The 9,507-nt window shown below is 60.4% G+C and carries 6 protein-coding genes; 4 read left to right on the top strand and 2 right to left on the bottom strand.

Going from position 1 to position 9,507, the window contains the following annotated elements; translation table 11 throughout:
* Positions 1-55: 55 nt before the first annotated feature.
* The gene (locus DW024_RS04455; RefSeq protein ID WP_118065220.1) at positions 56-1,453 is read right to left on the bottom strand and encodes an aminopeptidase; all 1,398 of its coding nucleotides are present in this window, start codon (positions 1,451-1,453) and stop codon (positions 56-58) included.
* Between the two features lie 166 nt (positions 1,454-1,619).
* Between DW024_RS04455 and polA the strand changes: the two genes are divergently transcribed.
* Positions 1,620-4,370: a DNA polymerase I gene (gene polA / locus DW024_RS04450; RefSeq protein WP_118377061.1), complete on the top strand. Its 2,751-nt coding sequence runs from the start codon at positions 1,620-1,622 to the stop codon at positions 4,368-4,370.
* 344 nt (positions 4,371-4,714) lie between these two features.
* On the opposite strand, the gene DW024_RS04445 is transcribed toward polA, so the two are convergent.
* Positions 4,715-5,542, bottom strand: coding sequence for a Cof-type HAD-IIB family hydrolase (locus DW024_RS04445; protein WP_117798202.1), 828 nt, complete (start codon positions 5,540-5,542; stop codon positions 4,715-4,717).
* A 554-nt stretch (positions 5,543-6,096) separates the two neighbouring features.
* Between DW024_RS04445 and DW024_RS04440 the strand changes: the two genes are divergently transcribed.
* The 3 genes from DW024_RS04440 to argH all read left to right on the top strand — a co-directional run bounded on the left by DW024_RS04440 (position 6,097) and on the right by argH (position 9,280).
* A complete protein-coding gene (locus DW024_RS04440; protein WP_035138001.1) occupies positions 6,097-7,323 on the top strand; it encodes an argininosuccinate synthase in 1,227 nt (408 codons plus the stop codon).
* Between the two features lie 237 nt (positions 7,324-7,560).
* Complete coding sequence (locus DW024_RS10055; RefSeq protein ID WP_156058436.1) at positions 7,561-7,731, top strand: hypothetical protein; 171 nt, start codon at positions 7,561-7,563, stop codon at positions 7,729-7,731.
* Positions 7,732-7,849: 118 nt separating this feature from the next.
* Positions 7,850-9,280 (top strand): argininosuccinate lyase, encoded by a 1,431-nt coding sequence (gene argH / locus DW024_RS04435; protein ID WP_117843482.1) that lies wholly within the window; start codon positions 7,850-7,852, stop codon positions 9,278-9,280.
* The last annotated feature ends 227 nt before the right edge of the window (positions 9,281-9,507 follow it).

The raw sequence follows: 9,507 nt of genomic DNA, 5'->3' as shown, positions 1-9,507 counted from the left end.
GGCGGGGCATGCCCCGCCTCTTACACCACATCTCTGCGCGCTACCGAAGGGTTGGTTAGGCGCGCTCGATGAAGGCCTTGTAGCCGCGATAGGCCTCGTAGATGTCGGCCTTGTTGGCGACCTCCCACAGGGCGTGCATGGACAGGACGGCAACACCGGAGTCGATGACGTTCATGCCGTACTTGGCCATGATGTAGGCGATGGTGCCACCGCCGCCCGCGTTGACGCGGCCGAGCTCACAGGTCTGGAAGTCCACGCCGGCCTCGTCCATGATGTCGCGGATGAGGGCCACATACTCGGCGTCGGCGTCGTTAGAGCCGCCCTTGCCGCGGCTGCCCGTGTACTTGTTAAAGCACAGGCCGCGACCCATAAAGGCTGCGTTCTTGGTTTCGAACTTGCCGGCGTAGCCCGGGTCGAAGCCGGCGGACACGTCAGAGGAGAGCATACGGCTGTGGGCGAGTGCGCGGCGCAGGGCCAGCGGGCTGCTCTCGCCGGCGAGCGTCATGATCTCGGCGACGGTGTTCTCGAAGAAACGGCTCGTCATGCCGGTGGCGCCCACGGAGCCGATCTCCTCCTTGTCGACGATGAGCGTGATACTCGTACGCTCGACGTCTGCCACGTTGATCTGGGCGAGCATGGAGGGGTAAGCGCAGACGCGGTCGTCGTGGCCATAGCCCAAAATCATGGAGCGGTCGAGACCCATGTCGCGGGCGGGGCCGGCGGGCACGACCTCGATCTCGGCGGAGAGGAAGTCCTCCTCCTCGACATCGTACTGTTCCTTGAGGATATCCAAGAACATCTGCTTGACGGGCTCCTTGGGGGCGTCCTTGTCGTCCTCATCGAACTTGACGGGGCGGCCGCCCACGATCACGTCGAGGATCTCGGCGTCGACGGCGTCCTTGGCCGGCTTGGACATCTGCTCGCTCGAGAGGTGGATCAGCAGGTCGGAGATGGTAAAGACCGGGTCGTCAGCCTTGTCGCCGATGTTGATGTCGACGGTGGTGCCGTCCTTTTTGCAGATGACGCCCACAAGCGCGAGCGGGGAGGCCACCCAGTGGTAGCTCTTGACGCCGCCGTAGTAGTGCGTGTCGAGGTAGGCCATGTCGCCGGCCTCGAAGGCGGGATTTTGCTTGAGGTCCAGGCGAGGCGAGTCCACGTGGGCGCCCAGGATGTTAAAGCCCTGCTCGAGCGGGGCGGTTCCAAGGTTGACGAGCATAAGGTCCTTGCCGTGGTTGGCGGCGTACACCTTGTCGCCTGCCTTGAGCTCGCGGCCTTCGGCGATCACGGTCTCCAGGTCGACGTAGCCCGCCTCCTCGGCCATCTTGATGCCGGCCTTGACACACAGGCGCTCGGTCTTGTTCTCACTCAAAAACTGCTTATAGCCGCGGCAAAGCTCCTCGAGCTCCTCGATCTGCTGTGGCGTGTACTTTTTCCATGCGCAGGGACGCTCCATGACGCAGGCTCCTTTCGGATCGATCGTGCTGGTTAATGTACCGTGAGCCATCGTATCACGCGCGGGCGCGCGGTGGCGGAGGAGCTTGATGTGCGGTGGCCGCGAGGCGGGGAGCGTGTAAACTGGTGGGAGCAAATCGTGCCCAGCCCAAAGCGAGGTATTCAATATGTCTGACAAGCGCCGCACCTTTGCCGTTATCGACGGCAACTCGCTCATGCACCGCGCCTTCCACGCCGTGCCGCCCACCATGAACGCGCCGGACGGTCGCCCCACCAACGCGATCTTTGGCTTTTTAAACATGTTTCTCAAGATGATCGACGCCTTTAACCCCGACGGTGTGGTCGTGGCGTTTGATAAGGGCAAGCCGCGCGTGCGCATGGAGATGCTGCCGCAGTATAAGGCGCAGCGCCCGCCCATGGACCCCGACCTGCACGCGCAGTTCCCCATGATTAAGGAGCTGCTCGCTGCGCTCAATGTGCCGATTTTGCAGTCCGAGGGCTGGGAAGGTGACGATATCCTGGGCACCATGGCGCGCCTGGGCGAGGAAGCCGGCTGCGACATGCTGCTGGTGACCGGCGACCGCGACATGTATCAGCTCGTGACCGAGCACGTCAACGTGGTCTCGACCCGCAAAGGCCTGTCCGACGTGGCGATTATGACGCCCGAGAGCGTGGACGACCTGTATCACGGCATCACGCCGGCGCTCGTGCCCGATTTTTACGGTCTGAAGGGCGATACGTCGGACAACATTCCCGGCGTACCGGGCATCGGCCCCAAAAAGGCGAGCGCGCTCATCGCGCAGTACGGCAGCCTTGACGAGGTCATCGCACATGCCGACGAGGTCAAGGGCAAGATGGGCGAGAACCTGCGCGCGCATATCGACGACGCGCTGCTGAGCCGCAAGGTCGCAACCATTCGTACCGATGCGCCTGTCGAGCTCGACTTTGATGCGACGTCCTTCCCGGCGTTTTCTGCCGACGAGGTGTCCGCTACGCTGGGCACGCTCGGCATTACGGCCATGCAGAACCGTTTTCTCTCGCTGATTGGCGGCGAGGGTGGGGCTGCGGCCGCTGCCAGCACGTTTGAGCTGCCTGCCGTTTCGCGCGCCACTGCCGGCGATGCCGAGGCGCTTGCTGCCGCTGTCGCCGAGATCGCTCGCGCGATTGATGCGGGCGAGTGGATTGCCGCCGTGGTGGACGATGACAAGGAGGAGGGCGCGCTTTTTGGCCTGACGCGTACGCTGTGGCTGGCGACGTCCAAGGGGCTGTTTGCGCTCGAGGAGGGCGACGGCGCATCGCCTGGCGAGGTCGATGGCTTTAACGTTGCCCACGGCGTGATCGCCGGTGTGCTCGCGCGCCTGTTTATGGAGGGCCGCGTTGCGAGCCCGGATATGAAGGCGCTGCTGCATGAGCTTTCGCCCATCGATTCTTCTGAGCCCGAGCTCATGGATCCGCTGGCCGCCGATTCCACGCGCATCTTCGATACCGTGGTCGCCGCCTACCTGCTGGATTCCGACCGCTCCGAGTTTGATGAGGCGTATCTGGCCGAAACCTATCTGCAGATGGCGCTGCCTGCGGTGCGCGGCGCGGAGGGTGCTGGCGAGGACGCTCCTGCGCCTGCTGCCCGCACTGCGGCCCTGACGCTGGCGCTCGTGGCGCCGCTGCGCGACCGCATGGCCCGCGAGAACGCCGCCAACGTGTTCGATGGCATCGAGATGCCGCTCGTGCCGGTGCTTGCCAAGATGGAGCGCGCGGGCATGCTCGTGGACCCCGATCGCCTGCATAGTCTGTCCGAGGGCTTGGCGACCCAGATTGCCGAGGTCGAGCGGAGCATTCGCGACCTGGCCGGCGACGAGACCTTTAACATCGGCAGTCCCATGCAGCTCTCGCACGTGCTGTTTGACGTGATTGGCCTTCCGACCAAGGGTCTCAAGAAGACTAAGCGCGGCTATTATTCGACCAACGCCAAGGTGTTGAGCGATCTTGCCCGCGACCACGAGATTGTGCGCCTGATTTTGGACTGGCGTGAGAAGTCTAAGATCAAGTCCACCTATCTGGACACGCTGGGTCCGCTGCGCCGTGGTGACGGTCGCGTGCACACCACGTACAACCAGACCATCACGGCGACGGGTCGTCTGTCCTCGAGTGACCCGAACCTTCAGAACATCCCGACGCGCTCGGAGCTGGGCCGTACCGTCAAGACGGCGTTTTCGGCAGGCGAGGGAAGCGTCTTTTTGGCGGTGGACTACTCGCAGATCGAGCTGCGTCTGCTGGCGCATCTCTCAGGTGATGAGCACCTGGTGCGCGCCTTTAACGAGGGTGAGGACTTCCATGCCGAGACGGCCGCACGCGTGTTTGGCGTGCCGGTGTCCGAGGTGACGCCCGATTTGCGCAGTCGCGCCAAGGCCGTGAACTTTGGCATCGTGTACGGTCAGCAGGCTTACGGCCTGTCGCAGTCGCTGCATATCTCGATGGCCGAGGCGCGCGACATGATCGACCGCTACTACGAGGCCTACCCGGGCGTGCGCACGTTCCTCGACAACGTGGTGGCGCGTGCCAAGCAGACGGGTTATGCCGAGACTATGTACGGCCGCCGTCGCCATATTCCAGAGCTCAAGGCCAAAAACCCGCAGCTCCGCGGCTTTGGCGAGCGCACGGCCATGAACCACCCCATGCAGGGCACCGCAGCCGACATCATCAAGATCGCGATGGCCCGCGTGAGCCGCCGCCTGGAAGAAGAAGGCTTTGCCGCCCACATGATCCTGCAGGTGCACGACGAACTGGACTTTGAGTGCCCGGTGGATGAGGTCGAGGCGCTTACGGCGATGGTCCGCGACGTCATGGAGCATGTGGTGGAGCTCCGCGTACCGTTAATCGCCGAAGCCAGCACCGGCATAACCTGGGCCGACGCGAAATAGGGAAGCACTCCGTAAGGCAAGCTCGCCCAAGACGCAAGCCCCCACATACTTAAGATTTGGGACAAACACTACTGATTAATTTGTCCCACAGTAACCAAAACAGAGGGGAGCCCCTCCCCAACAAGGAGCTCCCCTCTGCTCAAATCATTTCAGCTAAGTATCTAGACACTCAAGACGCCATCTTGGCGGCAGGAAAGTAAACCTAGGGCCTGGCCGGGCGGCACGGGTTAACTTTTCGTAGATTCCGCACGCAAAGAAAGCCACTTAATGTGGCTTTCGTCTTGCGCAGGACCTGACCGAGCGAAAAGTTATCCCGTGCCGCCCGGTCAGGCCCGATGGGACGGCTACCGAGCCGCCAGGATGGCGTCGATGAGCGTCAGTACGCCCCCGTCGTTGTTGCTCGGAATGCGCCACTTGGCATGCGCGTTCATGTGCTCCTCGGCATTGTCCACGATAAAGCTATGCCCGACGCGCTCGAGCATGGGAATATCGTTGTAGGTGTCGCCCACGGCGGCGGCGTCGGCGATATCGATGCCCAGGTGGTCGCACAGGTGCGCGACGCCCGACCCCTTGTCGACGCCCAGGTTCATGAAGTCGATCCACTCGCGCCCGGCGTTGGTGACGTAGAGCTTGTCCGAGAACTCGGGGCTGTAGTCCTCGCGAAACGCTGGCTCGGCATCGTAGGCGGGGAAGAAGATCGAAATCTTGTTGGACTCGATATCAAGGCCCTCAAAGCTATCGACGTAGTTGATCGTGTTGTAGTACACGCTGATCTCGTCGTGGTACTGATGGTCGCGGGCGAGCACATAGAACTCGTCGTAGCAGCACAAGACGGGAACGGCACGCGGGTCCTCCGAGGCACGGGCGAGCACCTGCTGATACAGCGCCACATCGATGTTGCTCTTATAGATATAGCTGCCGCGATAGATGACGCAGGCTCCGTTGTCGGGACAAAAAGCAAGGCGGTTCTTAATGCTCTCGAACATTTCCTCGAGTTTGGGGGCGGGGCGTCCGCTGGCGGGGCAGAATACAATGCCTGCGTCGGCGAGCTTGTCCAGGCGCTCATCAAGACCCTGCGGCAACACGCGCTTGTCGGTGAGCAGCGTCTTGTCCATGTCGACGGCGAGAATCTTAATGCTTCCGATATTGGTGTCCGATTCGTAAGTTTGCATAAAAGCGCGCCTTTCGTTTCGAAATTGTTTCAGACGTTATAACCATCAACCAGTAACTGAGCGTATTGTCGCAGGAACGGAGCGTATTTGCACCACGCTTCACAAAGTAATGAAAAAACTTTTCAGAAATTTGAATTTGTCGCTTGTGCTGCGGGCACTTTAGCGTAATATAGCGACCATCGAAAACGGAGACGGAAATACAACCGCTTACCGAAGAAAAGGTACCGTTTACGATATTAGAATTGCGCCCGGCGATAGGTGAAAGGAGAGGCAGATGCAGTTCGTAAAGATCATCACCACTGCAGATAATGCCATCCGACGCCAGCGCGCAATTTCCCGACGACGATAACAATCGTCTCTGTTCGTATGGGGTGAAATGCCCCAACAGAGTCATTTTGAGGTCGTTGGGTTTTAGCACGATATAAACGCATGTTTCTAGGGCATGCTGTGCTGCTTTTTGCTATTTAACCTGATATTGCACGGTTTTTTGACCTCGAAATGACTTGCAACTGACCGATGTTCTAACTAGCTACCAAGGGCGAAAGGAAACAGCCATGAGCAAGGAAAAAGTCGTTCTCGCATATTCCGGTGGTCTTGATACATCCGTATGTGTCAAGTGGCTCCAGGACGAGAAGAATCTCGATGTCGTTTGCGTCTGCGGCAACGTGGGCCAGGAGGAGACCGGCTTGGATGCCAAGAAGCAGAAGGCGCTTGACCTGGGCGTTCTCGATTGCCAGGTGCTCGACCTGCGCGACGAGTTCTCCGATGAGTTCCTGACTAAGGCCATCGCCGCAAACTCCATGTACGAGAACAAGTACCCGCTGCTCTCCGCGCTGTCTCGCCCGCTGCTCGCCAAGAAGCTTGTCGAGGTCGCTCACGAGTTTGGCGCGACCTACGTCGCCCACGGCTGCACCGGCAAGGGTAACGACCAGGTTCGTTTTGAGGCTGCCGTCAAGGCCCTCGACCCCGAGCTTAAGGTTATCGCCCCGGTTCGCGAGTGGGATCTGAAGTGCCGTCCCGATGAGGTTGCCTATGCTCACGCCCACAACGTGCCGGTTCCCGAGGGCGCCAACGACAACCCCTATTCCATCGACGACAACCTGTGGGGTCGCGCCATCGAGTGCGGTCACCTGGAGGATCCCTGGAACGAGCCGCTCGATGACGCCTGGGTTATGACCAAGAACCCCGAGGACACGCCGGACACCCCGACCTACACCGAGATTGAGTTTGAGGCGGGCAAGCCCGTCGCCGTCGATGGCAAGAAGATGAAACTCTCCGAGATCGTCATCGCCCTCAACAAGATTTCAGGTGACAACGGTTTTGGCCGTCTCGACCTGGTCGAGGATCGTCTGGTGGGCCTCAAGAGTCGCGAGTGCTACGAGGTTCCTGGCGCCCTGACGCTCATCACCGCCCACAAGGCGCTCGAGGACATCTGCGTCGAGGGCGACCTGCTCAAGACCAAGATTAAGCTCGAGCAGGATTGGGCCACCGCCGTGTACAACGGCCAGTGGTACAGCCCGCTCAAAAACGCGCTCGATGCCTTTATGGCCGACACCCAGAAGTTCGTGACCGGCACCGTCCGTCTGAAGTTCTTTAAGGGCAACTGCCATGTCGTCGGCCGCAAGAGCCCGTTTAGCCTGTATGACTACGGTCTGGCTACCTACGACCGCGACACTACGTTTGACGAGAAGGCCAGCGCCGGCTTTATCGAGATCGATACGCTGTCGCTCAAGACGTGGGCTAAGGTCCAGGGCCCCAGCTCTGCTGCCGCCCAGGCCTAGCGCCTCCTTCCTTTGGTATCCGCGCGGCCCATCCGCGTGATACATAACGGGCGCATGGGGTCCCTACCTTTCGTTATGCTTGCTGACACTTCTTAACATCGGTGGCCCCTACGTTCCGCCCGCATATATGATGCCGCGTCTGCGGCTGAGTCCGAGCCCCGCCGGGGTTGTCCGGCGGGGCTCCTCCTATCAATTTGACGGCCCTGCGCCTATATATATATATGGGGAGTATCCATTATGTTCAATGCTATCGCGCATGCTTTACTTGCCCTCGCGCCCGAGTTCGATGCTGCAAAGGTCGAGGACGTTCCTATGAGCCTAAAGGCCTGGATCGATGGTTCGCAGGGCAACATCCGGAGGGAGACGTTGGGCGCCAAGTGCATGGCGCGTCACTTCTTTGCAAATTAGCTATATGGCCTCGCACATGGTGGGGAATATGCAAAACTAGCGGTTGAGAAATCGCTTTAGCGACAGGGCGCATTGCTTTGGGCGCTTGTTTTGGGATTTGATGAAAGGGGACGGTTCCATGGCTCTTTGGGGCGGTCGTTTTGAGGCAGGCGTGGCCGAGGTCACGCAGGAGTTTGGCGCGTCGTTGCCGGTTGACAAACATCTCTATAAGCAGGATATCGCCGGATCTAAGGCACATGCCAAGATGCTGGCGGCCCAGGGCATTATCAGCGCCGAGGACGAGCAGGCGATTGCCGAGGGCCTGACCGGAATCGAACAGGATATCGATGCCGGCAACTTCACCTTTGATATCAACGACGAGGACATTCATATGTCCATCGAAAGCGAGCTGACGCGTCGTATCGGCGAGGCTGGCAAGCGCTTGCATACTGGGCGTTCGCGCAACGACCAGGTGGCGACCGATACGCGCCTGGGCGTCAAGGCGCTGGCCAAGGAGCTCATGGAGGCCAATCTTGAGCTGCGCCATGTGCTGGTGGATGCGGCCAAGAAGTACGACAAGGTGATTCTTCCGGGCTACACGCATATGCAGCACGCTCAGCCCGTGCTGCTCTCGCATCATCTGCTGGCGTATTCCTGGATGTTCGCGCGCGACTTTACGCGCCTGAAGGCCGCCTTTGATGCCGCCGACAACTGCCCGCTGGGTGCTGCCGCGCTTGCCGGTACGAGCTATCCGCTCGATCGCCAGATGACGGCTGCCGAACTTGGCTTTGCGGGCGTGATTCCCAACTCGCTCGATGCGGTTTCCGACCGTGATTTCCTGCTCGATCTGCATTACGCCGGATCCGTCATGGCGATGCACCTGTCGCGTCTTTCCGAGGAGATCGTGCTGTGGTCGAGCTCCGAATTTGGCTTTATCACGCTTTCAGACTCCTACTCCACCGGCTCGTCCATCATGCCGCAGAAGAAGAATCCCGACTTTGCCGAGCTTATCCGCGGTAAGAGCGGTCGCGTGTACGGCAACCTGATGCAGCTGCTGGTAACCATGAAGGGCCTGCCGCTCGCTTATAACAAGGACTTGCAGGAGGACAAGGAGGGCGCGCTCGATACCGCTCACACGCTCATGCAGTGCCTGTCCGTTATGGCCGGAATGATTTCGACCTGGACCGTCAACGAGGATGCCATGGCGCGCGAGTGCGGCGTGGGGCACCTTGCCGCCACCGATGTTGCCGATTACCTGGCAAAGCGCGGTCTACCGTTCCGCGAGGCACATGCCGTGGTGGGGCACCTGGTCCTGATGTGTGAGAAGCGCGGCTGCAATCTTGAGGACCTGCCGTTTGAGGTGTTCCAGGAGGCAAGCCCGCTCTTTGAGCGCGATATTACCGAGGCGCTCGATATCCCGTCGATTGTCGCCGCGCGCACGACCGAGGGCGGTACCGCCCCTGCCGCCGTTGCCGTGCAGCTGCAGCGTGCCGAGGCGCAGCTCGTGGCCGACGAAGGCGTGTTTGGATCGCTAACCAAGGTTGTCGAGATGGGTCACGGGGCAAAGTAGAGGTTTGGCTGAAGACGTATTGTCCATTTATTGATAAATCGTTTTAGCTTTACGGGCGTCTGCTGATGCGGGCGCCCCTATTTTGCTGCTATGGGGGAGGGGCTTGTCGAGAACTTCTGTAGGACCTTTGGGCAGGTTGTGAAGGGGGTACGTTCGCGGGTGGCAACCGACCGCCCGCTCTGTTCCATGTGGTTGATGAGCGGTCGGATGGTACTCTAATCGGGCTT

The organism is Collinsella sp. AF37-9, from assembly GCF_003475115.1.
Lineage (GTDB): Bacteria > Actinomycetota > Coriobacteriia > Coriobacteriales > Coriobacteriaceae > Collinsella.
Note: the sequence above shows the minus strand (reverse complement) of the source record. Positions and strands in the feature narration are given on the sequence as shown.

Excerpts from the sequence above, each read along its gene's own strand:
- DW024_RS04455 (WP_118065220.1), bottom strand. The coding sequence starts at position 1,453 with ATGGAGCGTCCCTGCGCATGGAAAAAGTACACGCCACAGCAGATCGAG.
- polA (WP_118377061.1), top strand. The coding sequence starts at position 1,620 with ATGTCTGACAAGCGCCGCACCTTTGCCGTTATCGACGGCAACTCGCTC.
- DW024_RS04445 (WP_117798202.1), bottom strand. The coding sequence starts at position 5,542 with ATGCAAACTTACGAATCGGACACCAATATCGGAAGCATTAAGATTCTC.
- DW024_RS04440 (WP_035138001.1), top strand. The coding sequence starts at position 6,097 with ATGAGCAAGGAAAAAGTCGTTCTCGCATATTCCGGTGGTCTTGATACA.
- DW024_RS10055 (WP_156058436.1), top strand. The coding sequence starts at position 7,561 with ATGTTCAATGCTATCGCGCATGCTTTACTTGCCCTCGCGCCCGAGTTC.
- argH (WP_117843482.1), top strand. The coding sequence starts at position 7,850 with ATGGCTCTTTGGGGCGGTCGTTTTGAGGCAGGCGTGGCCGAGGTCACG.